Genomic DNA, 24,398 nt, shown 5'->3' with positions numbered 1-24,398 from the left:
CTTGATGTCAAACAGTTCAACGTTGAGAGGTAATCGTGGAGCGTGACGCCGTCGACCTCATCGTCGAGCAGTGGGCTCGCGCCCGGCCCGACCTCGACGCGTCCCCCATGCGGGTCCTGGGCCGCCTCTCCCGGCTGACCCGCATCGCCGAGCGCGAGCTCAAGGCCCTGTTCGCCGAGTTCGGGCTGGAACGGGGCGAGTTCGACGTCCTGGCCACCCTCCGCCGCGCGGACGCTCCCCAAGGCGTCACCGCGGGCGTGCTGGCCCGCTCCTCCATGGTGACCTCGGGCGCCGTCACGAACCGCCTGGACCGGCTCGTCGCCAAGGGCTACGTCACGCGCGACCTCGACCCCGCCAACCGCCGCACCGTCCTCGTCGCCCTCACCCCCGCCGGCCGCGACCTCATCGACCGCGCCGTCGCCGCCCACCTCGACAACGAACGCCGCCTCCTCGCCGCCCTGGACCAGCACGAACAAGACGCCCTGGCCGAAACCCTCCGCACCCTCCTTCTCAGCCTCGGCGACCAGCCGTAGCCGGCGCCTGTTCGGCTTGTTGTTCTGGAAGTACGGCTGCCTGGGCACTGGAGGTCCTTCTCCGGTGCCCAGGCGACCCGAGTGGATCTCGGTTATCGCAGGGCTCGGTTGCCACGGGCGGTCCAGATCGCCAGGGCGGCGAGCAAGGCGCAGGCGCCACCGAGCCAGAGCACGCCCTGAAGCGTGAGCGTGTCGACGATGACGCCGCCTGCCAGCGCGCCAAAACCGATGGACAGGTTGAACACCGCCACCCACAGAGAGGAGGCGGCTTCCACGGCCTGCGGAGCGGTCTTGATCATCCAAGTCTGGAGGCCCACGGACACACCGCCGAAGGCCAGACCCCAGACGATCAGCAGGAGGGCGCCGCCGACCGCGGTCCGACCCAGCAGCAGGAAAAGCGGCATCGCGGCCGTCATGGCTACTGCGATCGTCAGCACGCTGCGGTGCACGCGGCGGGAGAGCGCCGAACCGGCGACGAAGTTGCCGATCATGCCGGCCGCACCGAACCCGAACAGCAGCGGACCGACATAGCGCTCGTCGATCCCCGACAGCTTCTGCAGCGCCGGGCTCACGAACGTGTAAGCGGCGAAGTCGCCGAACACAAGGAGCATCGTCGCGATGATGCCGACGCGTACGCCTGGGTTGCGGAGCTGCTCCATCAGCAGCTCGGGCCGGACGGCCTGGGAGGCGACCAGCCTCGGCAGTACCGCCGGCAGGGCGATCAGGGTCACGAGCGCCAGGGCGCTGAGCGAAGAGAAGGCGATGCGCCAGCCGGTGAGGTCGCCGACCAGGGTGCCGAGGGGGACGCCGAAAACGTTCGCGGCCCCGACGCCACCGAAAATGACCGCTGTGGCGCGAGGCACGTCCGCGGGGGCGGCGAGCCGGACCGCCAGGCCGGCGGCGACCGCCCAGAAGCCGCCGATCGCTATGCCGACCAGCACCCGGGAGCCCACCAGCACCGCGAAGGTCGGCGCCAGGGCGGAGCCCAGGTTCGCGACGGTCATCAGGGTCATCAGCCCGACCAGCAGGATGCGGCGGTCCAGCGACCTGACGACCATCGGGACCAGCGGTGCCGCGAACCCGGCGACGATGCTGGGCACCGTCACCATCAGTCCCGCCGTCCCCTCGGAGACCGACAGCGCGGACTCCACGGAGGTCAGCAGCCCGATCGGCAGCTGCTCGGCGGTCACCAGCAGGAAGGTGCCCAGAGCCACCACGCAGACCGCCGGCCAGCGACTCTTGTCCGGGGTCCCTGGCTCCTGTCTCTGGGTGGGGGTCTGCTCAGCGGTCGTCAACGGATCCTCCTCCAGCAATTCGGGAGCGATCGCTCCCGAATTGGGGACCCTAGTATGGGAGCGATCGCTCCACAAGTTGGGTACGGTGAACCCATGGCACGACCCCGGCAGTTCGACGAGAAGAAAGCGGTCACCTCGGCGACCGAGCTGTTCTGGCGACGCGGTTACCACGCCACTTCGGTGCGCGACCTGGGCGACGAGCTGAAGCTCACGCCCAGCAGCCTGTACCGGACGTTCACGGACAAGCACACGCTCTTTCTGCGCGCGCTCGACCACTACCGGGCCACCGAGTCGACGCAGGCCCGCCGGCGTCTGGATGCGAGTGACCGCCCGGTTCGCGAGGTGCTGCGGGAATGGATGCTGTGGCTGGTGACCTGCCCGGCCGGCGGCACGACCGGCCGCGGATGCTTCGTGGTCAACACCGCCACCGAACTCGGCACCACTGATGACCAGGTCCTTGAGCGGATCGAGGCCGCGTTCACGGTCACCCGGCAGGCCCTGCAGGCGGTGCTGGCCGAGGGGCGGGAGCGAGGCGAGCTGTCCGCCGACCTCGACATCGACGGAGCCGTGGAGTCGCTGTTCACGACGGTGCTCGGCCTACGGGTACGAGAGCGCGCTGGTCACGATCTGGAGCGCCTGACCACCGCGATCGATCTCGCGATCCGAGCTCTTGGCGCCGCATCCGCGCAATCCGCCTGACGCGGGAAGGTGTCGAGCCGAGGCATCGCCTTTCAGACCACCTTGGTACTTCTACGCCTTGCGGAAGTGCTCGACGAGCCTGGAGTAGCTGTCGTCGCCGTGCCCCCGCTCGACCGCCGCCGCCACGAGTGCCCGGGAGTACTCGGGGAACTCGTCGTCGATGCCCCGCTCCCGGCTCTCCCGCGCGAGATCCTCGATCGAGGGCAGATGGTGGCGCAGCGCCCCGTACGGCGTCGCGAAACGGCCCCGGTCGACCTCCTCGGCGATCGACGGCAGGAAGGCCGACAGCGACGCGAGGGGACCCTTGGCCTCCTCCAGGAACCGCCCGACCTCGACCCCCGCGCCCGAGAGCGCCGCGGCCGCGTGCAGGAACCCGTTGAGGAGCCCCCACATCGTCCCGTGGACGGCCATGCCGTAGAGCACCGCGACGCCGGGATCCTCGGACACCAGCGGTGCCTGCCCGCTGAGAAGCCCCAGCACCTTCCGGTGACGCTCGTGGACGTCCGCGGACCCGCCGTAGAAGACCGTCGCGTCCGGATGCCCGACGCCCGGCGCGATGGTCATGATCTGCCCGTGCAGGTACTCCCCGCCGCGCTCGGCGACCACCGCGGCCACCTCCCTGACCTCGCTCGACGTCCCGTCCGTCAGGTTGACGACGGCCCGCCCGCGCAGGACGTCCCCCGCCGCCTCCAGCAGCTCACGAGCGACGGAGTTCCCCTTCACGTTCACCACCACGACCTGCCCGGCGGCGACGGCATCGCGGACGCCGTCGGCCTGCCGCGCCCCCTTGGCGACCAGCGCGTCACCCCGCCCCGCAGTGCGATTCCACACGGTGGTCGGATGCCCGCCGTCCAGAATCGCTCCCGCCAGCGCGCCCCCCATCTCCCCGAGCCCGAGCACCGCCACGCCAACGGCCCCATCACCAGAACCCACAACGCCCCCTTCCGAAAACACCAGGAGCCGCCACGCTAAAACCTCAACCAAACACGAGGTCAAGCAGAGGACCACCCATGACCGGGGAAGGAATCACTGCGATCAAGGCATCGTTGAGCCCCGCATGACAGCTTTCGTCCTCGTTCCCGGCGGTTGGCGCGGGGGATGGTACTTCTCCGACCTGGCCGAACGACTCCGCGCCGCCGGACACCGGGCGCTGACCGTGACACCCACCGGCGTCGGAGAGCGCGCCCACCTGAACTCCGCGACCGTCAACCTGGACACCCATGTCGACGACGTGCTCGCCCTGCTCGCCGCCGAGGAGGTCGGCGACGCCGTTCTCGTCGGGCACAGCTACGGCGGCATGGTCATCACCGGTGCCGCCGACCGCGCCCCCGCCGGCGTGGTGCGCCGCCTGGTCTACTGCGACGCCTACGTACCCGAGGACGGCCAGTCCTGCTGGGACCTGACCACCGATGCCTACCGCAGCCTGTTCCTGGAAGGCGCGGCGGGGGACGGGTACGCGGTCCAGCCGCCCCCGGGCCGCGACCCGCGCGTGACAGCGCATCCGCTGGCCTCCTTCCTCCAGCGAATCCGGCTGGACGCGGCCGGCCTGCGCGACGTCAAGACCCGGGACTACGTGTACCTGTCCGGGTGGGACGGCACGCCGTTCACCGCCGTCCGCGACCGGCTGGCAGACGACCCGGCCTGGCGGGTTCACACGCTGGACAGCGGCCACGACGTCTGGAGGGACGCGCCGCAGGAGTTCCTGGAGATCCTGCTGCTGGGCGAATGATCATGACGCGATGAGTGGGCGGGCGACCGATAGTTCAGACAGCCGGTGCGGGTAGCGGGGCTACTTCCCGTTCGAAGAAGCGGAGCAATGGCTCGCCCCTGCGGTTCAAGGGGCGCTCGACGACGCGAACCCGTCTGATCTTCAAGCCTTGCCGACGGTTGTCGTCGGCCTCGGTCCGGACGGCCATGCGTTCTTCTTCCAGCAGGTCGAGGGCGCGTCGCCGGTCGCCAGCACTGAACGCCTGCCGACGCTCACACCCGGAGGCAGGCGGTCACGGTAGGCGCCGGTGGCGGGGACATGGCGTGCTTGTGGCGGCCAGGTGAGGGCGGGTTTGCCTGACTCCGCTGGGGTGGGGTGGACGGCGGCTCGCTGCCTGGCGGCAGGCTGGCGGCTCGTTTTCTGACGTGCGGAGACTGGATGCGGGTCTTCAGACCGGGGGTGGGGTGAATCCTTTGGGTGGGTTCCTGCCTCTCTTAGGGGTGTCGGCCGGAGCGCCGACAGGGAACTCGACCGGGAGGTTGTCATGATCGTTGGTGCTGCCGTGATCGGTGTGGCCGTGCTCGTGTGCGCGTGCAGTGTCACCGTGCTGCGCAGGCGGGGGCGCTCGCGTGGCTGAGCGGACCTGGCCCGGGGAGCGGATGGTCGCCGCCGCGCAGGGCGGTGATCTGGAGTCGATCGCCGCGCTGGTGTCCGGCTCCCACCCGCACGTGCGCCGGTTCGCCCGGACCCTGTGCGCGTCACCCGAGGACGCCGAGGACGCCGCGCAGGAAGCGTTGATCATCCTGTACCGCAAGATCGGTACGCTGCGGGCGTCCGGCGCGCTGGCGTCGTGGATGTTCCGCATCGTCCGCAACGAGTGCCTGCGGCGGGCGCGACTGAGGCCGCCGCACTACGACGAGGTTCCGGACGTCAGCGTGGTCTCGGCCGAGGACGAGGTCCTGCGACGCCTGGAGGCCGGCCGGATCGCGGCGGCGATCGCCGATCTGCCGGCGGACCAGCGACGCGTCCTCATCATGCGCGACATCCAGGGATACAGCGGGCGCATGGTCGCCGATGCTCTCGGTCTGAGCCTGCCCGCGATGAAGTCGCGGCTGCATCGCGCCCGCGCGTCGGTCCATCAGACGCTGCGGGGCGCACCCCACTCGGTTTCAGGAGACGGCGATGACTGACAAGCAGAGTTTCGCGAGCACGTCGCTTCCCCGGCACCTTCTCCGCGGTGCGACGGGCTTCGGGGCGTTGATCGGGGCGTTCGCGCTGCTGCCGGTGCTCGGACCCGGCAGCCTCCTGCTCGCGCCGATCGGCCTCCTCGCGCTGCGCGGGTGTCCGGCCTGCTGGGCGATCGGGCTGGTGCAGACCGTCTCCATGGGCCGGTTGCAGCGCTCCTGCAAGGACGGCGTGTGCGAACTGACCGTCGCCCGACCTGCGTCGCATCAGCACAGCGAAAGCCGGCCCGGTGACTCAGGTGTGCCAGTGGCCCACTAGGGCTGCGTAGGTTTGGCTGCGGGCCTGGAGGGTCTCGTGGGTGCCCAGGAGGGGGACGGGGCCGTCCAGGAGGAGGACCTGCTGGGCCCGTTCGGCCGAGGTCATGCGGTGGGCTATGACGATCAGCGTGCCGCCGCGGGTCGCCAGGGCCTGTTCGGCACGGGCCTCGGCCGCGGGGTCCAGGTGGCTGGTGGCCTCGTCCAGGACGATCACTCTGGCCGGGGACAGGTAGGCGCGGGCCAGGGTGATGAGCTGGCGTTCGCCCTGGGAGAGGTCACCGCCGCCGGGCGGGATGTCGGTCTCGTAGCCGCCCAGGCGTTCGACGAGGTCCGGGAGCCCGACGGCGGCCGCGGCCTCGTCCAGGTCGCGGGTGCCGGCCTCCGGGTTCAGGTAGGTCAGGTTGTCGCGGAGGCTGCCCGCGAAGACGTAGCTCTCCTGCGGGATCAGCGTGATCGAGGAGCGCAGGTCCGCCGGGTCCAGGTGGGGGAGGGGGACCTTGCCCAGGGTGATCTTGCCCTTCTGGGGTTCCAGGAGGCCGGTGAGCAGGTTCGCGAGAGTGGACTTGCCGGTGCCGCTGGGGCCGACGACGGCCAGGTGCGTGCCCTCGGGGAGGGGGAGCGAGAGGTCCTCGATGACGGGGGCGGCGTGCGGGGAGTAGGCGAAGGTGACGTGGTCGGCCTCGATGCCGGACGACTCGGCCGTCGCCGTGCCGGGCGGCGGGGCCTCGGGGACGGCGCAGACCTCGGCGAGGCGGCCCAGGACCACCGCGAGGCTGAGCAGGAGGGTGCCGCCCGCGTCGACCAGGACGGTGATGCCCGGCTGGAGTCCGGTCACCAGGTAGCCCGCGCCGCCCGCGATCTGCCCGGCGGTGAGCCCGTGGTGGGCGGTGAGGTAAGGCGACAGCACGAGCAGGGCGAGCAGGGGGAGGTGCACCCCCAGGGCCAGGACGGGGAGGCGGACCCAGCGGGTGCGGGCGTAGGCGCGCAGGGCCTCCGCCTGCGTGTCCACGACCTCGCCCACCGCGGCGGCGGCGCGGTCCTCGGCGCCGCAGGCGGCGACGTCGCGGACGCCGTGCACGACGGTGGCGGCGGCCTCCCCGATGCGCTCGGCCTGGCGGATGACCGCTCGGTAGCGGCGGATCTGCAAGCCCACGAACGCCGCGTACACCCCCAGGGCGAGCGCCACCGACAGGCAGATGACGAGGGCCAGGAGGGGCGACAGCAGCGCCAGGCCCACGAGGGCGGCGGCGCCGGCGGAGACCAGCTGGCGGACGTTGCGCAGCGCGGTCCCCACCAGGGCCCGGACGGCCTCGGCCTGCTCGGTGACCTGGGAGACGCCCGCGCCGGCCGCGTCCGGGGTCCGGTCGGCCATCCGGCGGAGGGCCGCCGCGACGACCTCGGTGACCAGGGAGTCGCGCAGCGGTTCGACGGTCGCGGCCAGCCATGGGTAGACCCGCCCGGTCGCGACCGCGCCGACGGCGTACAGGGCGGCGAGGACGGCGAGCCAGCCGAGGCCCGTCAGGGTGCGGCCCGCGAGGAACCCGTGGTCGACGGCGCGGGCCAGGAGCAGGCCGGACGCGAACATCGGCAGGGACTCCACGGCCGACCAGGCGGAGAGGCGGCGCATCGCGGGCCACTGGCCGCGCAGGTGGCGGTGCAGCAGGCGCGCGGCCGGCGGCGCCGTCATGAGGCCGCCCGGGTGGAGAACACGGCGCGGTAGGCCGGGTCCGCCCACAGGTCCGCGTGGGGGGCGAGCGCCCGCACGCGTCCGGCGTCCAGCCAGGCGACGAGGTCGGCGCGGGCGGCCGTGGCCGGGCGCCGCGCCACCACCAGGCTGGTCCGTCCGGCCAGGATCTGCCGGAGGGCCTGGGTCACCTTCAGCTCCGTGGCGGTGTCGAGGCTGCTGGTGGCGTCGTCGAGGAGGACGATCCGGGCGTCGGCGAGCGCGGCGCGGGCCAGGCCGAGCCGCTGCAGCTCGCCGCCGGACAGCGGGGCGCGGTCGAGCGGGGTGTCGTAGCCGTCCGGCAAGGCCCGGATGAAGGCGTCGGCGACGGCGTCGCGGGCGGCGCGGTGCACCTCGGCGCGCGTCGCGGCGGGGCGGGCGTAGGCGATCGTCTCGCGGACGGTCGCGCCGAGCAGCGCGGGGCGTTCGAAGGCGTAGGCGACGGCGCGGCGCAGCTCCGCGAGCGGGACCTCGGTGACGGGGACGCCGTCGAGTTCGACGACCCCCTCGTCGGGGTCGAGGAGCCGCCCGACGGTCGACATCAGCACGCTCTTGCCCGTGCCGGACGTGCCGACGACCGCGACGGTCGTCCCGGGCGGCACGTCGAGGTCGAGCCCGTCGAGGACGGCGCGGCCGCCGAGCCGGACGGTGACGCCGCGCAGCCGCAGCTCGCCGGGCCCGTCCGGCAGCCGCGACGGCCGCGCGGGGGGCCGCACCGCCGGGACGGCCGTGAGGATCTCGCCGATCCGCCCGGCGCCGACCTGGCAGTTGAGGAGCGCGACGACGGTGTCGAACACCGACGCCGACGCGGCGGCCATGGCGGCGTAGGACAGCGCGCCCACGAGCTGGCCGGTGGTGATCTCGCCGGCGGCCAGGCGGACGCCCGCGACGCCGACGACCAGGACCTGGGTGAGGGGGGCCAGCAGCGCGAGCCGCCGGCTGACCCTGCCCTGCACGGCCCAGGTCTCCCGGCCCGCCCGGCCGAGGCCGGGAAGCGGCGCGAGGATGCGGCGCACCTCGGCGGCAGCGGTCCCGCTCGCCCGGATCGTCCGGATGCCCTGCCGGGCGTCGAGCAGCCGCGTCGCGATCGCCGCCTGGCACGCCTGGTAGCGGGCGAACGGATCGGTGGCCCGGACGACGAACACGCGCAGCGCGACCAGCAGCGGCGGCATCCCGGCCGCGAACGCGGCGGCGAGCCACCAGTCGATCAGCGCCAGGCCGGCCAGCGCGCCCACGGTGGTGGCCAGCGTGGCGGCGGCCGACAGCAGCAGGACGGGGAACGCCGCCGGGCCCGCCGCGGACTCGGTGAGCCGCGACAGCACGTCCCCCGCGGGGAAGCGCCGCCGCCCCTCCGGGCCGAGGGCCAGCACGTGCCCGAGGAGCCGGTGCCGGAGCCAGGCGGTGATGTCGCTGCCGCAGTAGGAGCCGAGGACGTCCTCGGCCGTGGTGGCGGCGGCCGCCGCGGCCAGGACGAGCGCGAGCCACGCGGCGGCGGCGCCGGCGTCCTGCTGGGCGCGGGCCGCGTCGACCGCGCGGGCCAGCATGACCGGCGTCGCCAGCGTCGCGGCGACGCGGACGATCGTGAGCAGGACGAGCACGCCCATGGCCGGCCGGAAGCGGGCCATGGCGCCGCGCAGCAGCCGCCGGCCGCCGGCGCGCAGCGCCGCGGAGTCGCCCGGGGTGCCGGTGAGGGCCACGCGCCACGACTCCGTTCACGCTCGGGGGAAGTCTTCTACACTCGCGAGTGGGTCCGGTCACGGACCGGCTCGTGGCCGGTCCGTGACCGGGGTTCTGCGGGCCGGGGTTCTTCTCAGGGGTCCCGGGTACCGCATGGGATGCGCGGCATCAGGCGCAGGAGATGCCGATGCACACGGTGTTCAGCAGCGTGAGCAGACCGACGCAGGCGCAGGTACCGCCGAGCTGGATGCCGTCGATCTCCACGGGGTCGGTCTCGGGCAGCTCCTGCAGAGCGGCCACGAGGTCACCGTCGAACGTGTTCATGCGATTCACCTCCTTTCGTTGTCGAGGGCCAAGGTCCGCCCCGCCGTGAGGCAGAAGCGGACCACCGCTTGGCGGAGGACCGGGGACCATGCCTGGACGACCCCGTTGTGGTCGTCGGCGGTCTCCAGGTAGTCGAAGTCGACTCCTTCGGTCCTGCCGAGTTCGAGGAGGCGCCGGCGCAGCGCCCTGGACTGCTCGACCGGGACGGCCTCGTCCCGGACGCCGTGCGCCACCAGCAGCGGCGCCGTCAGCGTCTCGCACGCCCGCAGGACGTCGCGCCGGGCGTCCTCGTCGTCGCCGGCAGCGGCGAGGCCGAGCCGCGACACGCGGTCTCTGACCATCCCGGTGGTGGTGCGGTGGAGGCCGGAGGCCGAGGTGAACGGCGCGAGCGCGACGCACCCGGTCCACAGGTCCGGGGCGCGGCAGGCCGCGAGCAGCGCGAGGAACCCGCCGTAGCTGGCGCCGAGCACGACGGGGCGCGGCAGCGCGGTGCCGCGGCCGTGCGCGATCGCGTGCCCGAGGTGGACGACGTCGTCCAGGTCGGGGCCGCCCCAGTCGCCGAGGACGGGACGCAGGTGGTCGTCGCCGTATCCGGTGCTGCCCCGGTAGTTGGGGGCCACGACGGAGGCGCCAGCGGCGGCCAGGTACTGGAAGAGCGGCTCGAACTCGTACCGCCACGCCGACAGCGGCCCGCCGTGCAGGGCCAGCACCAGCCGGGGGCGGTCGCGCCAGCCGGGGCCGCCGTAGACGATCGCCTCGACGGGCCCCACCGGGCCGGGCAGCTCGACGAGCTCGGCGTGCCGCCAGGCCGCCGCGCCGTCGGAGGGGTGCGCGGCCATGTCCCAGCCGGAGCGCGCGGGACTCCGCACCGTCGCGAGGGTCGGCGGCTGGTGCGGGGCCGAGAAGCGGACGTGGATCCGGCCGTCCCCGGCCCAGTGGGCGGGCGGCCAGAGCATGCCGGGCGGGCCGGGGACCGGGGTGATCCGGTCGCTGCCGGTGGCGTACACGGCCAGGCGGGCGGTCGCGCCGGCGATCTCCCGGACGAGCAGCCGCTCGCCGGAGGCGTCGAAGGCCAGGGGCGTCCGGTGGGCGGCCGACCGGTTGAGGGCCTCGGGGAAGCGGACGGGCCCGCCGCCGGGCAGCCGCAGCCCGATCTGCGGCGCGCCCCGCTGCTGCGCGCCCGGCAGGGTGGTGGTCACCGCGAGGACGCCCGAGCGCGGGCTGTAGGCCGCGATCCGGTCGGCGGTGGTGTCGGAGACCGACCAGAAGGGCCGCCAGCCGCGTTCGCGCAGGTCGACCAGGATGCCCTCGGTGCGTTGGCCGGCGCCGTCGCGGTCGAGGGCGAGGACGCGGCCCTCGTCGGCCCAGACGCCCCCCGACAGCACGCCGGGGATCCGCAGCACCGGCTCCAGGACGGGGGACGCGGGCGAGACCCGCCAGATCCGCGAGTGCCGCTCGTTCTCGACGACCACGAGCACCGCGACCTGCGCCTGCCCCGGGGCGGCCAGCAGGAACCCGGCGAGCATCCGCGGCACCGGCCACGACCGGGTGATCCGGAGTCCGGCGGGGGTCGGCTCGGCGGCGGCGAGGGTTCCGTGGCCCGCGGGCTCCCCGTGCTCGCCGACCGCGGGCCGCACGACCAGGACGCGGCCGTCGTTCAGCGGCAGCGCCCCGGTGCCGCGATCGATGATCCGTTCCTCGGTCCGGCCCGGGAGGGCGGCGTCGTCGAGCGTCCGAAGGGACGGCCGCGGCCAGGTCAGGTCCCAGCGCTCCAGGACGACGCTGTCCTGCGCGGACCGCAGGCAGGTGGCCCAGCGGCCGTCGGCGGAGAAGGCGAAGCCGAAGCGGCTCGGCACGGGCGGAAGATCCGGAAGGGTCTCGGTCATGACACCCGCCCCGCGATCGACGGTTCGGCGCCATCGGCGGGGTGCGCGGCGGCGTCGTCGGCCGTCCACAGCCGCGACGTCCCGTGCTGGAGGCGCACCAGGAAGCCGAGGATGCCGCCCAGGCCGTCTCCCCAGGAGGTCGAGACGCCGCCCTGCTCGTCGGGGAACACCACCCGTCCGCCGCGGTGCGCCCGGTTGGCCAGGATGACCTGGGCCAGCCGCCACGCGTCGTCCCGGTACCGCTCGGCGCCGGTGAGCGCGGCCATGTCGAGCAGGAAGTCGCCGTTGCCGGCCAGGCCGTGGCACTGCCCGAGGATCGCGCGCCAGCGGTTGTCCATGACCGCGCGGGCGGACATCTCGGCGGCCCGCAGGAAGCGCCCGTCACCGGTCGCCCGGCCGAGGCGGCCGAGGAAGCCGCCGATGCCGGCCGAGCCGTGGCACCAGTACGGCGCGGTGGCGATGTCGCCGGAGCTGGCCGCCCACATCGCCGACCGCCCAGTGTCGATCATGGTGTCGAGCAGCGTCTCCCCGACCCGGGAGGCGAGCGCCCGGTGGGCGTCGCCGCCGACCGACCCGGCGCAGGCGAGCAGGAAGGATCCGACGCCCGAGACGCCGTGCGCGAACCCGTAGTAGCGCCGGCCGGCGAGCTTGGACTCGATCTCGGCGGGCGTGCTCCAGTCGAGCCCGCCCTCCTGCTCCTGGACGGTCTCGGCGAGGGCGTCGGCGGCGGCGCGGGCGCGCTCGGCGAACCGCGCCCGCCCGGTGCGGGACCACAGGTGCAGGGCCGTGAACCCGAGGCCCGCCGTCCCGTGCGTCACGTCCGGGCTGGGGACCGCCTCCGGAAGCCGGTCGGCGACGGCGAGAGCGCCCTCGACGAGGTCGGCGTCGGCCAGGGCGAGGCCGGCGTCCAGCACCGCCCACGTGGCGCCCGCCGTGCCGAAGTACAGCCCGGGGGGACGGCCGCCGTCCTCGTCCAGCCGCCGCAGGATCCAGTGGCCGGCGCCGGCGATGGCCTCGGCCAGGCGCGGTTCGGCCTCGACCTCGTAGCACCGGGTCAGGGCGCCCAGGGTTCCCGCGGCCCCGTGCTGGAGGCAGCACGGGTCGGGCGCGCCGTGGACGCACGAGGCGGGCCAGAGCGTCTCGGCCGACTCCGGGTCCATGGTGGTGATCAGCTGGTCGACGATCCCGGCGACGGACAGCCGGCACTGCTGCCGCAGCGACGGGGGGCGGGCGGCCCGCGATGCGCCGCCGTCCGGCTCCACCGGGCCGCGCTGCGTCCCGGGGCTCCCCGCCGCGTGATCCGGGCGCATCCGGGCCAGGGCCTCCCGTGCCCGGTGCGGGGTCCAGCGACGGCCGGGCTCGTCGGCCATCAGGCCGAGCAGGAGCGGGGCCAGCGAGCCGGGCAGGTCGAGGTCCAGGGTGCGGGCGGCCAGCCATTCCGCCAGGCGCTCGCTCAGCGGCCTGGCCGCGGGGCTCTCGTCCAGGAAGTAGGGCGGCCCGCCGGTGAGGACGTGGCAGAGCGTCGCGCCGAGGGCGAAGTAGTCCGCCGCCGGGTCCGGTGCGGCGCCGGACATCTGCTCCGGCGCGCTGTAGCCGGGGGTGCCCACCCGCATCCCCTCCCGCTCGCCGTCGTCGGCGGTGAGGGCCAGCTCCAGGTCGATCATCACCGGGGCGCCGTCCGGGCGCACCATGATGTTGCTCGGGTTGAAGTCGCGCACGATGAGCCCGGCCTCGTGCGCCTTCGCCATCAGATCGGCCAGGCGCCCGCACATCTCCAGGACGGGGGGCACGTGCGGGCCCCACCCGGCGTCGCCGATCACGTCGGCGATCCACTGCCGCAGGGAGGTGCCCGGGATCATCTCCTCCGCCAGGAAGAGGTGGCCCGCCTGGGCGAAGAGCGCCACCGGGCGCGGGGCGATGCCCAGGGCGTCGACAGCCTCCAGCACGCGGGCCTCCGTCCGCAGCCGGTCGCGGGTGTCGCGCCCCTTGGCGTCGACGTCCACGTGCGGGCGGCCCTCCTTGATGACGATCGCCTCGCCGGTCTCGGTGTCCGTCGCCCGGTACACGCCGCCCTTGTTGGTGTGGCGGATCGCCTCGTGGACGGTGAACCGCGACCCGATCCGAACGCCTTTTCCGTTTCGGACGGCGCCATTCTCGGTGGTGCTCTTCCGGGTGCTTTCGGTGCTATCGCCCGCGTCTGTGTCGTTCTGCTTTTCCGTCGGCGGGACGTCCTGGGGGAATGGGCAGGCGGCCCAGGGCGGCGGCGTGTACGTCGCACCGCGGCGGTCTTCCACGGGATTGCCGTCCGGGTCGAGAATCATCCACGCGTAGAATCCGTCGTTGGTGATGCGGCGCACCTCGACGAACGCTCCATAGCGGTAATGCACGAGGCTGCCCGGCCCGTAGGGGCGGTCGGACAGAATGCGCGGCCCGGGCAGGCCCGCGGTCGCCACGTGCAGTTCCGCCGCGAGGCGGACGGCCTCGTCGTCGTCGACCGGGTAGACGGTGATGAACTTCCCGGAATGGCCGCGCGAGGTGTTGCGCGCGTTCATGGCCGCGACATGGTCGCGGGTGGCGGCGAACTTGAACATGGAACGGCCCGCCAGCAGCACGGGCAGCGAGCGGGCCAGCACGTCCTGGGCCGAAGCCGGCGTCGCGGAGACGTGCAGCTTCCAGCCCTGCTGGGGACACTCGCCGTTCTCGGGGCGGACGTGGGCCCACATCCCGCTGCGCAGCGACTTCCAGCGGAGCGGGCCGGCCGCCGCGCCGAGCGCCCGGTCGAGGACGTCGAGCAGGCGGGTGTCGTCGCTCTCCGCGGCGGCCGCCCCGGACAGGACACTGAAATGGAAGTCCGCCATCCCCGCTCGCACTCTCCCTTTTCCGCCCCGGACCGCCTGGACCGCCCGGGCGGAGTTATTGATCGTTTTTGTCTTTTGGGGTCAAAAGTCAAAGAACGATCGGATGTTGCTTTCATTGAGCAAGGACACGGTAACCACGAATCCCCCGGAAACGCCAGTCAATCTCTTTAGTCGGACCTATTCGCGGCCGGTAGAAAAGTCTTACCTGGCGGGGGATGTACGCGTCGTCCCTGTGCGGAGAGTGACAATGATCGCCGCTCGTCATTCCACAATCTGGGGAAATGTCGAGTTTGTCGTCACTAGAAAACATGATCGCTTTGCCCATTGGGTCAAGGGCGTGGTTTGGCGTGTCATGTCCGATGGCTGCCACGTCGCCCGGTGGCGACCCGTCGCCCGGGTGTGCTAACGCCGCGTCGCGCACGAAAGCGCGGGCGCCCTTCCCGCACGGCCCGCGCTTCTCAGGCCCGTGCTTCAGGCCCGTGCTTCAGGCCTGGTGCTTCTCAGGCGCCGGCGGCGGCCGCGTCGACGGCGTCGGGGGACAGGATGCGATCCAGGACCATGGCGGCGCAGCCGGTCAGGCCCGCGCTCTCGCCCAGGCGGCTCGGTTCGATGCGCAGGTCCCGGGTCGCCAGCGCCGTGGCGCGCTGGTAGACGATCTCGCGCACGCCCGCGATCAGGGGCTCGTCCGCGCCCGCGAGGTCGCCGCCCAGGACGACGACCGCGGGGTTGAGGAGGTTCACGGCGGTGGCGACGACCTCGCCGATGCGGCGGCCGGCGTCGCGGAGCAGGGCGACGGTCGCCGGGTCGCCGGAGCGGGCCAGCGCCGCCAGGGCGGGCAGGTCCTCGGCGGGGGAGCGGGCCAGCAGGGCGGTGCCGCCGGCGACGGCCTCGACGCAGTTCACGTTGCCGCAGCGGCAGGGGGCCTCGCCGGGGACGGGCACGGGGATGTGGCCGATCTCCCCGGCCGCGCCGAGGGCGCCGCGCTGGATGCGGCCGCCCGCGATGATGCCCGCGCCGATCCCGGTCGAGACCTTCACGAACAGGAGGTCGCCGACGCCGGGGTGGGCCTGGTGCTCGCCGAGGGCGGCGGCGTTGACCTCGTTGTCGAGGTAGGCGGGGACGCCGAAGCGCTCGGAGATGGGGGCGCCGATCTCCATCGCGTCCCAGCTCCCGGCCACGTGCTCGACGGCGTCGGGGACGCCGAGCCCGACCCCGCGGATGCTCGACGCGTCGGCGCCGGACTCGGCGAGGAGGGCCTCCCACTGCTCGAACAGGCGCGGGAGCGTCCTGCCCGGGCTCACCTCCGCCGGGGGCCCGTCGGCGCGGGCGAGGGTCGTGCCGGCGAGGTCGCAGACGGCGAGCTGGCCCCGGGACTGGCCGAGGTTGGCGAGCAGGACGGAGCCTCCCGCCGCGTTGAACTCCAGCCGGGCCGGGGGGCGCCCGCCCGTGGAGGGCCCGTCGGCGCGCTCGACCACCAGGCCGCGCCGGATCAGGGCCGCGACGCGGGACGCCACGGCGGGCCGGGAGAGCCCGGTGATGCGGCCGAGCTCGGCGCGGGTGGCCACGCCGTCCTCGCGGATCAGGCGCAGCATGTCGCCGCCGGTGGCCGGGCGGGTGACGGGGCGGGGCATCCGGCCAGTCAAGCACCCGGGGCTTTCGTGCGTCCAGTTCGACGAACATCCGAACTTTTGTCATCTGAAGTTCATAAGTACGGTTGAACAGGTGACCGATGTCTCGCTAGTTTGGTGATCGAGCGATCCCCCCTGGTCTTGGAGCATCTGATGGCTGTGCATCCCGTGCTGGCGGCAGTGACCCGGCGCGTCGTCGAGCGGAGCGCCGGACCCCGCGGCGCGTACCTGAAGCGGATCGGCGAGGCCCGTTCCCAGGGCCCGGTGCGCAGCGGGATGGGGTGCGCGAACCTCGCGCACGGCTTCGCCGCCTGCGGCGTCCAGGACAAGCTGTGGCTGCGCGGCGACGCCACGCCGAACATCGCGATCGTGTCGGCGTACAACGACATGCTGTCCGCGCACCAGCCGCTCCAGGACTACCCCGACATCCTGAAGTCCGCGATCCGCGCGGGGGGCGGCACGGCCCAGTTCGCCGGGGGCGTCCCCGCCATGTGCGACGGCATCACCCAGGGCCGGGCCGGCATGGAGCTGTCGCTGTTCAGCCGGGACGTGGTGGCGATGGCGACGGCCGTGGCGCTGTCGCACGACATGTTCGACGGCGCGCTGCTGCTCGGCGTGTGCGACAAGATCGTGCCGGGGCTGGTGATCGGGGCCCTGTCGTTCGGGCACCTGCCGGCGATCCTGGTGCCCGCCGGTCCGATGGCCTCGGGGCTGCCGAACGCCGAGAAGGCCAAGGTCCGCAAGCGGTACGCGGCGGGGGAGATCGGGCGCGAGCAGCTGCTCGCCGCCGAGGCCGCGTCCTACCACTCGCCCGGCACCTGCACCTTCTACGGGACGGCCAACTCCAACCAGCTGCTCATGGAGGTCATGGGCCTGCACCTGCCGGGCGCCAGCTTCGTCCCGCCGGGCACGAAGCTGCGCGACGGCCTCACCGAGGCGGCGGGCCGGCGCATCCTCAAGATCACGGACCTGGGCGAGGGCTACACCCCGATCGGGGAGATGCTCGACGAGCGCGCGTTCGTCAACGGCGTCGTCGCGCTGCTCGCGACGGGCGGCTCGACCAACCACACGCTGCACCTGGTGGCCATGGCCGCCGCGGCGGGCATCGAGCTGACCTGGGACGACTTCGACGAGCTGTCCAAGGTCACGCCGCTGCTCACCCGCCTGTACCCGAACGGCACCGCCGACGTGAACCACTTCCACGCGGCGGGTGGCACCGCGTTCCTCATCGGCGAGCTGATCGACGCCGGGCTCCTGCACGAGGACGCGCGCACGGTCGGCGGCGACACCCTCGCGGCCTACCGGAACGTCCCCGAGCTCGCCGGCGGCAAGGTCGAGTGGCGGGAGGCGCCCGGGGTTTCCGGCGACACCGAGGTCCTGCGCCCGGCCGCCGAGCCGTTCGACACGCACGGCGGCCTGCACACCGTGCGCGGCAACCTCGGGCGAGCGGTCGTCAAGGTGTCGGCGGTCAGGCCCGAGCACCGGACCATCGAGGCCCCCGCGCGGGTGTTCGACTCGCAGGAGGCGCTCCAGGAGGCGTTCGCCGCCGGGGAGCTGGACCGCGACGTCGTGGCGGTCGTCCGCAACCAGGGGCCGCGCGCGAACGGCATGCCGGAGCTGCACCGGCTCACCCCGCCGCTGTCGGTGCTCCAGGACCGGGGGCACCGCGTCGCGCTGGTGACCGACGGCCGCATGTCGGGCGCGTCCGGCGCGGTGCCCGCCGCGATCCACGTGTCGCCGGAGGCCGCGGCCGGAGGTCCGCTCGCCCGCGTCCGCGACGGAGACGTCGTCCGGCTCGACGCGGACGCCGGGGTGCTGAAGGTGCTCGTCCCGGACGAGGAGCTCGCCGCCCGCGCGCCCGCCGAGGGGCCGCCCGACCAGACCTACGGCACGGGGCGGGAGCTGTTCCAGTCGTTCCGCGCCGCCGTGGGCCCGGCCGAACGCGGGGCGGGGGTCTTCTCGTCATGAGCGGAGCGGACCGGGGGGAGTGGGGGGTCGCACCCCCACAGGTATCACTGAGCGGAGCCGAGTGGCTGGTCGCGGACGTGGGCGGCACCAATGCCCGGTTCGCTCTGATCGACGGCCCGGACGGCGCCCTGTCGGAGGTCCGGGCGCTGCCGACCCGCGACTATCCGGGCCTCGCGGAGGCCGCGGCCGCCTACCTCGACGCGGTCGGCGCGCGCCCGGTGGCGGCGTGCCTGGCCGTGGCGGGCCCCGTCGTGAATGGCACGTTCCATCTGACCAACGCGGGCTGGCCCAAGGGCGACCCGGAGGCGGTGCGGGCCCATCTCGGCCTGGCGCATCTCGACGTCATCAACGACTTCGAGGCGCTCGCCCTGGCCCTGCCGCACCTCGGTGGCGACGACCTCGTTCCCATCGGGCGGGGCGACGCGGACCCCGGCGCGCCCCTCGCGGTGGTCGGGCCCGGCACGGGCCTCGGCGTCGCCGGGCTCGTCCGGACGCCGTCGGGCCCCGTGCCCCTGCCCGGCGAGGGCGGCCACGTCGACGTCCCGGCCGCGACCGACCGCGAGCTCCTGGTGGCGCGGCTGCTGCGCGCCGAGAAGGGCGCGGCCTCCGCCGAGTACCTGCTGTCGGGGGCGGGGCTGGCCCGCATCCGCCGGTACCTCGCCGCGATCGACGGCCGGCCCGCGCTGGACCTGACCCCGCGGCAGATCAGCGAGGACCGCGACGACCCCCTGAGCCGCGAGGCCGTGGAGATGTTCTGCGCGCTGCTCGGGTCGCACGCGGGCAACGTCGCCCTCACGCTCGGCGCGCGGGGCGGCGTCTATCTCGGCGGCGGGATCCTGCCGCGGATCGTGGACGTGCTGCGGGGCAGCGCGTTCCGGGCCCGGTTCGAGGGGAAGCCCCCCGTCGAGGACTACCTGCGCGCCATCCCGACCGCTCTCATCGTCCATCCCGGCCCGGCCCTCGTCGGCGCCGCCGCCCGGCTCGCGCAGAGCCTGCCCGACCTGGAGCCCGCATGATCGCCGAAGACCTGTTCGACCTCGCGCCCGTCATCCCCGTGGTGGTGCTGGACGACGCCGACGCCGCCGTCCCGCTGGCCCGCGCCCTGGTGGAGGGCGGCCTCCCCGTGATCGAGGTGACGCTGCGCACGCCGTCCGCGCTGGCGGCGATCACGCGGATCGCCGCCGAGGTCCCGGACGCCGTGGTGGGCGCGGGGACCGTCGTGCGCCCCGAGGACGCCGAGCGCTCGGCGGCCGCCGGGGCGAGGTTCCTCGTCAGCCCCGGCTGCACGTCCCGCCTCCAGGCGGCGATGGTCGCGACGGGCCTGCCGTTCCTGCCGGGCGTCGCCACCGCCTCCGAGGCGATCGCCCTGCTGGAGGGCGGGGTCACGGCGATGAAGTTCTTCCCGGCCGAGGCGGCGGGCGGCGCCGCCTACCTGAAGGCGCTCGGCGGGCCGCTTCCGCAGATCCGGTTCTGCCCCACGGGCGGGATCGGCCTGCGCAACGCCGCCGAGTACCTCGCGCTCGGCAACGTCGGCTGCGTCGGCGGCTCCTGGCTCACCCCCGCGGACGCCGTCCGCGAGGGCGACTGGGACCGCGTCCGCGAGCTCGCCTCCGAGGCGGCGGCGCTCCGCACGGGATGACCTCGGTGCGCGGTGATGTCACATCCCGGGACGGCGCTCCCGTCTCCCGGGTATGGACACCACATCGACGCTTGAGAAGCTGAAGAAGCAGCGCACGGTCCTGCTGACCAGCTACCGCAAGGACGGGACGCCGGTCGGGACGCCCGTGAACGTCGTCGTCCGCGGCGACCGCGCCTACTTCCGCACCTACGACAAGGCGTTCAAGGCCAGGCGGCTGGCGCGCAATCCGGAGGTGGAGCTCGCGCCGAGCACCTTCCGGGGCAGGGTCACCGGCCCGGAGGCGCGCGGCCGCGTCCGCCTGCTCAGCGAGCAGGAGGCGCGGCCGATCCGCCGGCTGCTCGCCCGCAAGCATCCGCTCCTGCAGGGGGTGGCGGTGCCGCTGGCCCACAAGCTGAAGGGCTACCGGACGCTGCACTACGAGCTCACGCTCGACGGGTCCTGACCGCGGTGCGGGCACGGGCCCGCGGCCAGGCCCCGCCCGCCGCCCGCGGGGACGAGGTCCATCCGCAGCCGCCCGCAGGCGCAGCGCGTCCAGGTGACGACGCCGTCGCTGGTGAGGTGCCGGGAAACGAGAGTGGTCGGTTCGCTCATGGCAGCAGTCTGCGACGGGGCGAACGTTTCCGTCCATTTCAGATTTCCGCAGGGAATCGTGCAAGATGCTTGCATGATCGACCTGCGCCGGCTGCACATGCTGAGGCTCGTCCACCAGTACGGGACCGTCACGTCCGCGGCGGAGGCGATGCACCTGACGCCCTCGGCGGTCTCCCACCACCTGCGCGAGCTGGCGCGGGAGCTGAAGGTGCCGCTGCTGGAGCCGCAGGGCCGCCGGGTGCGGCTGACCCCGGCCGCGCACCTGCTGATCGGGCACGCCGACGGCCTCCTCGCCCGGTGGGAGGAGGCCCTGGCCGACCTGGAGTCGCACCGCGCCGGGGCGGCGGGGCCGCTGCGCATGTGCGGGTTCACCACGGCCGTCTCGGGGCTCGTCGCCCCCGCCGCCGGCGCCCTGCTGCGGGACGACCCGGACCTCGTGGTCGAGGTCCGCGAGTGCGACACCGACGAGGCCGTCGGGCTGCTCGCGGCGGGGGAGACCGACATCGCGGTGATCGAGCCGACCCCCGGCGCGCCGCCGGCGGGCGATCCGCGCTTCGACCGCGAGCCGCTGCTGGAGGAGGCGCTCGACCTCATCGTCCCGGCGGGACATCCGCTGGCGCTGCGCGACCGCGTCCGGCTGGAGGACGCCGCGGGCGAGCCGTGGATCAGCGTCCACGGCTGCGCCCACCACCAGCAGGTCATGGCCTACTGCGCCGCCGCCGGGTTCACGCCGCGGATCGCGCACAACGTCACGACCTGGTCGGTGATCTGGGCCCTGGTCGCCAACGGCCTCGGGGTCTCCCTCGTGCCGCGGCTGGCCGGCGGGCAGGCCGACCAGCCGGTCGTGCGGGTGCCGCTCATCGGGGACGGCGTCCCGAAGCGGCGCGTGCTGACCTGCGTGCGGCGCGGCGGCCGAGGCCACCCGCTGGTCGCGCGCGGCCTGCGGGCCCTCCGCGACGCCGTCCCCGACCGCTGCGTCCCGGCGGCCGCCTGAACCGCCCCCGCGTCAGGAGCCGGGGGCGTGGCGGCGGGCCCGGCGGACGCCGAACGCCAGCAGGACCGCGCGCACGACCCAGACGGCCAGCGCGATCTGCAGGACGACCAGGAACCCCGTGCCGGGCCCGGCCGTGAAGGCGAGCACCATGAACGCCGCGAACAGGAGCGGGAACGCCGGGAAGAGAGGCCCGGGCCGGCGGCGGTGGGCCATGTGCCGCTGACGGCGGTGCCAGGCAGGGTGCCCCGGGCCGCCGAACCCGACCGCCGTGCCCGGCCCCCACGCGTGCCCGAGCGGGGACCCCCACGGGGCCTCCTTCGCGGGTTCGGGCAGCCCGGTCGGGGACGGCAGGTCCCGGACGAGGGCGCGCAGGTCGCCGTGCGTCTTGGCGGCCAGCACGGACTCCAGCCGCTCGTCGAGCTCGGGCCGGTCGAGCCTGCCCTCGGCGAAGTGGTCGTGCAGGGCGACCATGACGGCGTCGCGCTCGGCGTCGCCGACGCGGATCTCGTCGTGCCGGACCATGATCACTCCTCGGTGTCGTCGGCCGTCGGCCCGGGGCCGTCCAGGTCGTCGGCCAGGATGCGGTACAGGCTGCGGCGGGTCTCCGACAGGACGTCGCGCGCCTGCGCGACCTGCTCGGGCGAGCCGGAGTGGACGATCTGCATCACCGCGGCCCCGGTCTGCGCGGCCTGCTTGAACAGCTCCGGGACGCCCTCGCCGAACTCGGGCGTCATCTCCGCCCACGGCTCGGCCAGCCGCTCGGCGTTCTCCTCCGTGTAGGCGCGGCCCTCGTCGGTGAGACGGAAGGTGCGGCGGCCGCCGGACTCGTCGCCCGCGATCAGCCCCTCGTCCGCGAGCTGCTGCAGCGCCGGGTAGACCGCGCCGGGGCTCGGCTTCCAGGCCCCGTCGCTGCGCTCGTTGATCTCCTGGATGATCTGGTAGCCGTTGCGCGGCTCCTCGGCCAGCAGGACGAGGATCGCCGCCCGGACGTTGCCCTTGCGGGCCTTGGCGCTCCGGCCCCACGGGCCGCCGCGCCCCCGCGCCCACGGCGGGCGCGGACCGGGCCCGTGGCCGAATCCGCCGGGCGGGCCCCAGGGGCCCGGCCCGCCGCCGAACAGGGCGCCGAAGTTCGGGAAGTCGCCGCGGCCCCAGGGCCCGCGGCCGTGCATGTGCCCCATGTTCTGCACCACCTTCTGAGAGCTCTCTATGACCTCTCGCGATACGACAACGATATATCGAAGACGTACGGATCGGCCAGATGGTTCCCCGGATTCGGATCGATGCGCGACCGCGGTCGCGGGACAAACCGGCCAAAGCCTCCGAATGCGGCCAAGGCCGTCTGATCGCGCGCGTCCGTGGGTACCACCGTGAGCGAGGGGGACGATGGGCACACAGGAAGCGGTCGCCGCGCAGGACGCGGTCTTCACCCCGGGCGCCACGGGCGTCAGGAGGCTCCGCGCCAGGAACGAGCTCGCGCTCGGCCTGGCGGTTTTCGCGCTCTACTCGGTGGTGACGATGCTGCCCGAGCAGGCGAGGAAGGCGGCGGCCCGCGAGCACGGGGAGTCGCTGTACGCGCTGGAACGGGCCCTGCACATCGACGTGGAGCCCGCCCTCAACGGCTGGCTTTCCGGCCAGCCCGTCCTGCGGGTCCTCGCCAACTACGAGTACGCCATCACCTACGTCGCCAGCGCGCTCGCCCTGCTGGTCTGGCTGTTCCTGCGCCACCCCGAGCGCTACCGCACGGCCCGCAACGCCTTCGTCATGCTCAACCTCGCCGGCCTCACGTGCTTCGCGCTGTACCCCGTCATGCCGCCCAGGCTCATGCCCGCCGGCCTCGGCTTCGTCGACACCGTCACCAACGGCCGCACCTGGGGGTCGTGGGGGTCCCCGCTGGTGAAGCACGCCGACGAGTTCGCCGCCGTCCCGTCCCTGCACATGGCCTGGACACTGTGGGTCGGCGTCGAGCTCGCGCGCGTGAAGGCCAGGCGCTGGGTGCAGGGGCTGAACACCGTGCACATCCTGGTCACCCTCTACGTCATCCTGGCGACCGCGAACCACTACCTGCTCGACGCCCTGGCCGCCGTGCCGTTCGTCGTCGTGCCGGTGTACCTGGCCGAGCGCTTCGCGCGGCCGAAGGCGTCGCGCGTCCAGGGGCCGGACGCGTTCTTCCTCGCGGTGGAGACGCCCGAGGCCCCGCAGCATCCCGGCGGCGTCATCATGCTCGACACCTCGCGGGAGGACGTCGGCCGCGCCGACCTCGTCCGGGTGATCGAGGAGCGCCTCGACGGGCTGCCCCGCTTCCGGCAGCGGCTCGTCCACCGGGGCCGCTGGCGCCGCCCCGTCTGGCGCGACCTCGACCGGATCGACTGGGAGTGGCACGTCGTCGAGAAGCGGGTCGACGGGATGGCCGGGCTGCGCGCCGAGGTGGCCGGGCTCCAGTCCGAGGCCCTGCCGCTGGACCGGCCGCCCTGGCGGATGGTCGTGCTGAAGGGCGCCGAGCCGGGCCGTACGGCGGTCGTCTACATGATGCACCACGTGGTCGCCGACGGCGTCGGCATCGTGGCGCAGGCCGTGTACCTGATGGAGCCGCCGCCCGAGCCGGTCGCCGCGCCTCCCCGGGCGCCGCTGCGCAAGGCGCTGGCCACCGTGGTCGGCCTCGGCCAGCTCGCCACCGCCGTCGGCAGGCCGGAGCCGCTGCCCGCCGCAGGGACGAGCGAGCGCCGGTTCGGCACCATGGTCCTCCCGCTCGGCACGGTGCGCGACGTCGCCCGCCGCCACGGCGCCCGCGTCACCGACGTCGTGCTGTGCGCGGTCGCGGGCGCCCTGAACCGGAGCGTCAGCGAGGAGGACGGCCGGCCCGGCACGTGCCGCGTCGCGGTCCCGCTGATGATGCGGCCGCCGGGCAGCGCGATGGTGGGCAACCACACCACCGCGGTGATGGTGGACCTGCCGATCGGGAAGATGGCCGAGGTCGACCGGCTCGCCCTGATCGCCCGGCGCAGCCGGGTGCTGCGGTCCGGGACGCGGGCGCAGGCGGCGTGGTTCGTCATGTGGCAGGCCGGGCGGCTGATGCCGCCGCCGCTGCACGCCCGCTTCGCGCGCATGTCCTACAGCGGCCGGTTCCTGCAGGGCACCGTGTCGAGCCTTCCGGGGCCCGACCGGCTTCTGCGCCTGTGCGGCGCCCCGCTCACCGCCGTCTACCCGATCGTCCCGCTCGCCCCCGGCACGCCCCTGGCGATCGCCGGGCTCGGCGTCCACCGCGACCTGTGCTTCGGCCTCTCCGCCGACCCCGGTCTGACGGACGACGCCGACGCGCTGATGGACGCCGTCCGCGACGTCTTCGAGGAACTGCGCAAAGGGCCGGAGTGATCGG

General features: G+C 74.1%; 22 protein-coding genes and 1 pseudogene. 11 read left to right on the top strand and 12 right to left on the bottom strand.

All coding sequences use genetic code 11. From position 1 onward, the window contains the following. Positions 1–35: 35 nt before the first annotated feature. Positions 36–533: a MarR family winged helix-turn-helix transcriptional regulator gene (locus tag ABD944_RS17065; protein ID WP_345177514.1), complete on the top strand. Its 498-nt coding sequence runs from the start codon at positions 36–38 to the stop codon at positions 531–533. A 92-nt stretch (positions 534–625) separates the two neighbouring features. Here ABD944_RS17065 and ABD944_RS17060 read toward each other — a convergent pair whose 3' ends face one another. Continuing rightward, on the bottom strand, positions 626–1,828 hold the full coding sequence (locus ABD944_RS17060) for an MFS transporter (RefSeq protein ID WP_345177513.1): 1,203 nt from the start codon (positions 1,826–1,828) through the stop codon (positions 626–628). A 93-nt stretch (positions 1,829–1,921) separates the two neighbouring features. Here ABD944_RS17060 and ABD944_RS17055 point away from each other — a divergent pair, with 93 nt between their 5' ends. Further along, the gene (locus ABD944_RS17055) at positions 1,922–2,527 is read left to right on the top strand and encodes a TetR/AcrR family transcriptional regulator (RefSeq protein WP_345177511.1); all 606 of its coding nucleotides are present in this window, start codon (positions 1,922–1,924) and stop codon (positions 2,525–2,527) included. A 51-nt stretch (positions 2,528–2,578) separates the two neighbouring features. On the opposite strand, the gene ABD944_RS17050 is transcribed toward ABD944_RS17055, so the two are convergent. Beyond that, the gene (locus ABD944_RS17050) at positions 2,579–3,433 is read right to left on the bottom strand and encodes an NAD(P)-dependent oxidoreductase (RefSeq protein WP_345177509.1); all 855 of its coding nucleotides are present in this window, start codon (positions 3,431–3,433) and stop codon (positions 2,579–2,581) included. A 151-nt stretch (positions 3,434–3,584) separates the two neighbouring features. Here ABD944_RS17050 and ABD944_RS17045 point away from each other — a divergent pair, with 151 nt between their 5' ends. Beyond that, on the top strand, positions 3,585–4,256 hold the full coding sequence (locus tag ABD944_RS17045; protein ID WP_345177507.1) for an alpha/beta fold hydrolase: 672 nt from the start codon (positions 3,585–3,587) through the stop codon (positions 4,254–4,256). Positions 4,257–4,290: 34 nt separating this feature from the next. On the opposite strand, the pseudogene ABD944_RS42430 reads toward ABD944_RS17045, so the two are convergent. Continuing rightward, positions 4,291–4,497, bottom strand: a pseudogene (locus ABD944_RS42430) (DUF6879 family protein); the annotation flags it as partial. Positions 4,498–4,864: 367 nt separating this feature from the next. Here ABD944_RS42430 and ABD944_RS17040 point away from each other — a divergent pair. Together ABD944_RS17040 and ABD944_RS17035 are read left to right on the top strand one after the other, a co-directional pair. Further along, positions 4,865–5,425 (top strand): RNA polymerase sigma factor, encoded by a 561-nt coding sequence (locus ABD944_RS17040; protein WP_345177504.1) that lies wholly within the window; start codon positions 4,865–4,867, stop codon positions 5,423–5,425. Next, positions 5,418–5,738: a hypothetical protein gene (locus ABD944_RS17035; protein ID WP_345177502.1), complete on the top strand. Its 321-nt coding sequence runs from the start codon at positions 5,418–5,420 to the stop codon at positions 5,736–5,738. The genes ABD944_RS17040 and ABD944_RS17035 overlap by 8 nt, the downstream gene beginning before the upstream one ends. On the opposite strand, the gene ABD944_RS17030 is transcribed toward ABD944_RS17035, so the two are convergent. From ABD944_RS17030 to ABD944_RS17005, 6 genes are all read right to left on the bottom strand, one after another. Further along, positions 5,715–7,424, bottom strand: coding sequence for an ABC transporter ATP-binding protein (locus ABD944_RS17030; RefSeq protein WP_345177498.1), 1,710 nt, complete (start codon positions 7,422–7,424; stop codon positions 5,715–5,717). The genes ABD944_RS17035 and ABD944_RS17030 overlap by 24 nt on opposite strands. Next, positions 7,421–9,157: an ABC transporter ATP-binding protein gene (locus ABD944_RS17025; RefSeq protein WP_345177495.1), complete on the bottom strand. Its 1,737-nt coding sequence runs from the start codon at positions 9,155–9,157 to the stop codon at positions 7,421–7,423. The genes ABD944_RS17030 and ABD944_RS17025 overlap by 4 nt, the downstream gene beginning before the upstream one ends. A gap of 148 nt (positions 9,158–9,305) precedes the next feature. Next, complete coding sequence (locus ABD944_RS17020) at positions 9,306–9,461, bottom strand: VenA family class IV lanthipeptide (protein WP_345177492.1); 156 nt, start codon at positions 9,459–9,461, stop codon at positions 9,306–9,308. Between the two features lie 5 nt (positions 9,462–9,466). Beyond that, on the bottom strand, positions 9,467–11,347 hold the full coding sequence (locus ABD944_RS17015; protein ID WP_345177489.1) for an alpha/beta hydrolase family protein: 1,881 nt from the start codon (positions 11,345–11,347) through the stop codon (positions 9,467–9,469). Next, positions 11,344–14,205 (bottom strand): class IV lanthionine synthetase LanL, encoded by a 2,862-nt coding sequence (gene lanL / locus ABD944_RS17010; RefSeq protein WP_345177486.1) that lies wholly within the window; start codon positions 14,203–14,205, stop codon positions 11,344–11,346. Before lanL ends, ABD944_RS17015 begins: the two co-directional genes overlap by 4 nt. 500 nt (positions 14,206–14,705) lie before the next feature. Further along, on the bottom strand, positions 14,706–15,836 hold the full coding sequence (locus tag ABD944_RS17005; protein WP_345177483.1) for an ROK family transcriptional regulator: 1,131 nt from the start codon (positions 15,834–15,836) through the stop codon (positions 14,706–14,708). A gap of 150 nt (positions 15,837–15,986) precedes the next feature. On the opposite strand from ABD944_RS17005, the gene edd reads away from it, so the two are divergent. The 4 genes from edd (at position 15,987) to ABD944_RS16985 (ending at position 19,882) form a co-directional block, all read left to right on the top strand. Then, positions 15,987–17,801 carry a phosphogluconate dehydratase gene (gene edd / locus ABD944_RS17000; protein ID WP_345177481.1) on the top strand — a complete coding sequence of 605 codons (1,815 nt, stop codon included), beginning with the start codon at positions 15,987–15,989 and terminating at the stop codon, positions 17,799–17,801. Positions 17,802–17,878: 77 nt separating this feature from the next. After that, positions 17,879–18,817, top strand: coding sequence for a glucokinase (gene glk / locus ABD944_RS16995; protein ID WP_345177478.1), 939 nt, complete (start codon positions 17,879–17,881; stop codon positions 18,815–18,817). Next, positions 18,814–19,440, top strand: coding sequence for a bifunctional 4-hydroxy-2-oxoglutarate aldolase/2-dehydro-3-deoxy-phosphogluconate aldolase (gene eda, locus ABD944_RS16990; protein ID WP_345177476.1), 627 nt, complete (start codon positions 18,814–18,816; stop codon positions 19,438–19,440). The genes glk and eda overlap by 4 nt, the downstream gene beginning before the upstream one ends. A gap of 52 nt (positions 19,441–19,492) precedes the next feature. Next, entirely contained in the window at positions 19,493–19,882 is a 390-nt protein-coding gene (locus ABD944_RS16985) for a PPOX class F420-dependent oxidoreductase (RefSeq protein WP_345177475.1), read from the top strand. On the opposite strand, the gene ABD944_RS16980 is transcribed toward ABD944_RS16985, so the two are convergent. Further along, complete coding sequence (locus ABD944_RS16980; protein WP_345177473.1) at positions 19,855–20,031, bottom strand: hypothetical protein; 177 nt, start codon at positions 20,029–20,031, stop codon at positions 19,855–19,857. The genes ABD944_RS16985 and ABD944_RS16980 overlap by 28 nt on opposite strands. Before the next feature lie 73 nt (positions 20,032–20,104). Between ABD944_RS16980 and ABD944_RS16975 the strand changes: the two genes are divergently transcribed. Continuing rightward, positions 20,105–21,025 carry a LysR family transcriptional regulator gene (locus tag ABD944_RS16975; RefSeq protein ID WP_345177471.1) on the top strand — a complete coding sequence of 307 codons (921 nt, stop codon included), beginning with the start codon at positions 20,105–20,107 and terminating at the stop codon, positions 21,023–21,025. Between the two features lie 12 nt (positions 21,026–21,037). Here the strand turns inward: ABD944_RS16975 and ABD944_RS16970 are convergent, their stop codons facing one another. Next, entirely contained in the window at positions 21,038–21,547 is a 510-nt protein-coding gene (locus ABD944_RS16970; protein ID WP_345177470.1) for a DUF1707 SHOCT-like domain-containing protein, read from the bottom strand. A 2-nt stretch (positions 21,548–21,549) separates the two neighbouring features. Next, on the bottom strand, positions 21,550–22,203 hold the full coding sequence (locus tag ABD944_RS16965) for a PadR family transcriptional regulator (protein WP_345177468.1): 654 nt from the start codon (positions 22,201–22,203) through the stop codon (positions 21,550–21,552). Between the two features lie 205 nt (positions 22,204–22,408). On the opposite strand from ABD944_RS16965, the gene ABD944_RS16960 reads away from it, so the two are divergent. Next, on the top strand, positions 22,409–24,394 hold the full coding sequence (locus ABD944_RS16960; RefSeq protein ID WP_345177465.1) for a bifunctional phosphatase PAP2/O-acyltransferase family protein: 1,986 nt from the start codon (positions 22,409–22,411) through the stop codon (positions 24,392–24,394). The last annotated feature ends 4 nt before the right edge of the window (positions 24,395–24,398 follow it).

The sequence above is a fragment of the Actinomadura verrucosospora genome, from assembly GCF_039540335.1.
GTDB classification, from domain to species: Bacteria; Actinomycetota; Actinomycetes; order Streptosporangiales; family Streptosporangiaceae; genus Spirillospora; species Spirillospora verrucosospora.
Note: the sequence above shows the minus strand (reverse complement) of the source record. Positions and strands in the feature narration are given on the sequence as shown.

Excerpts from the sequence above, each read along its gene's own strand:
- ABD944_RS17020 (WP_345177492.1), bottom strand. The coding sequence starts at position 9,461 with ATGAACACGTTCGACGGTGACCTCGTGGCCGCTCTGCAGGAGCTGCCC.
- eda (WP_345177476.1), top strand. The coding sequence starts at position 18,814 with ATGATCGCCGAAGACCTGTTCGACCTCGCGCCCGTCATCCCCGTGGTG.
- ABD944_RS17045 (WP_345177507.1), top strand. The coding sequence starts at position 3,585 with ATGACAGCTTTCGTCCTCGTTCCCGGCGGTTGGCGCGGGGGATGGTAC.
- ABD944_RS16970 (WP_345177470.1), bottom strand. The coding sequence starts at position 21,547 with ATGGTCCGGCACGACGAGATCCGCGTCGGCGACGCCGAGCGCGACGCC.
- ABD944_RS16985 (WP_345177475.1), top strand. The coding sequence starts at position 19,493 with ATGGACACCACATCGACGCTTGAGAAGCTGAAGAAGCAGCGCACGGTC.
- ABD944_RS16960 (WP_345177465.1), top strand. The coding sequence starts at position 22,409 with ATGGGCACACAGGAAGCGGTCGCCGCGCAGGACGCGGTCTTCACCCCG.
- ABD944_RS17055 (WP_345177511.1), top strand. The coding sequence starts at position 1,922 with ATGGCACGACCCCGGCAGTTCGACGAGAAGAAAGCGGTCACCTCGGCG.
- edd (WP_345177481.1), top strand. The coding sequence starts at position 15,987 with ATGGCTGTGCATCCCGTGCTGGCGGCAGTGACCCGGCGCGTCGTCGAG.
- lanL (WP_345177486.1), bottom strand. The coding sequence starts at position 14,205 with ATGGCGGACTTCCATTTCAGTGTCCTGTCCGGGGCGGCCGCCGCGGAG.
- ABD944_RS16980 (WP_345177473.1), bottom strand. The coding sequence starts at position 20,031 with ATGAGCGAACCGACCACTCTCGTTTCCCGGCACCTCACCAGCGACGGC.
- ABD944_RS17005 (WP_345177483.1), bottom strand. The coding sequence starts at position 15,836 with ATGCCCCGCCCCGTCACCCGCCCGGCCACCGGCGGCGACATGCTGCGC.
- ABD944_RS17030 (WP_345177498.1), bottom strand. The coding sequence starts at position 7,424 with ATGACGGCGCCGCCGGCCGCGCGCCTGCTGCACCGCCACCTGCGCGGC.
- ABD944_RS16975 (WP_345177471.1), top strand. The coding sequence starts at position 20,105 with ATGATCGACCTGCGCCGGCTGCACATGCTGAGGCTCGTCCACCAGTAC.
- ABD944_RS17015 (WP_345177489.1), bottom strand. The coding sequence starts at position 11,347 with ATGACCGAGACCCTTCCGGATCTTCCGCCCGTGCCGAGCCGCTTCGGC.
- ABD944_RS16965 (WP_345177468.1), bottom strand. The coding sequence starts at position 22,203 with ATGGGGCACATGCACGGCCGCGGGCCCTGGGGCCGCGGCGACTTCCCG.
- ABD944_RS17035 (WP_345177502.1), top strand. The coding sequence starts at position 5,418 with ATGACTGACAAGCAGAGTTTCGCGAGCACGTCGCTTCCCCGGCACCTT.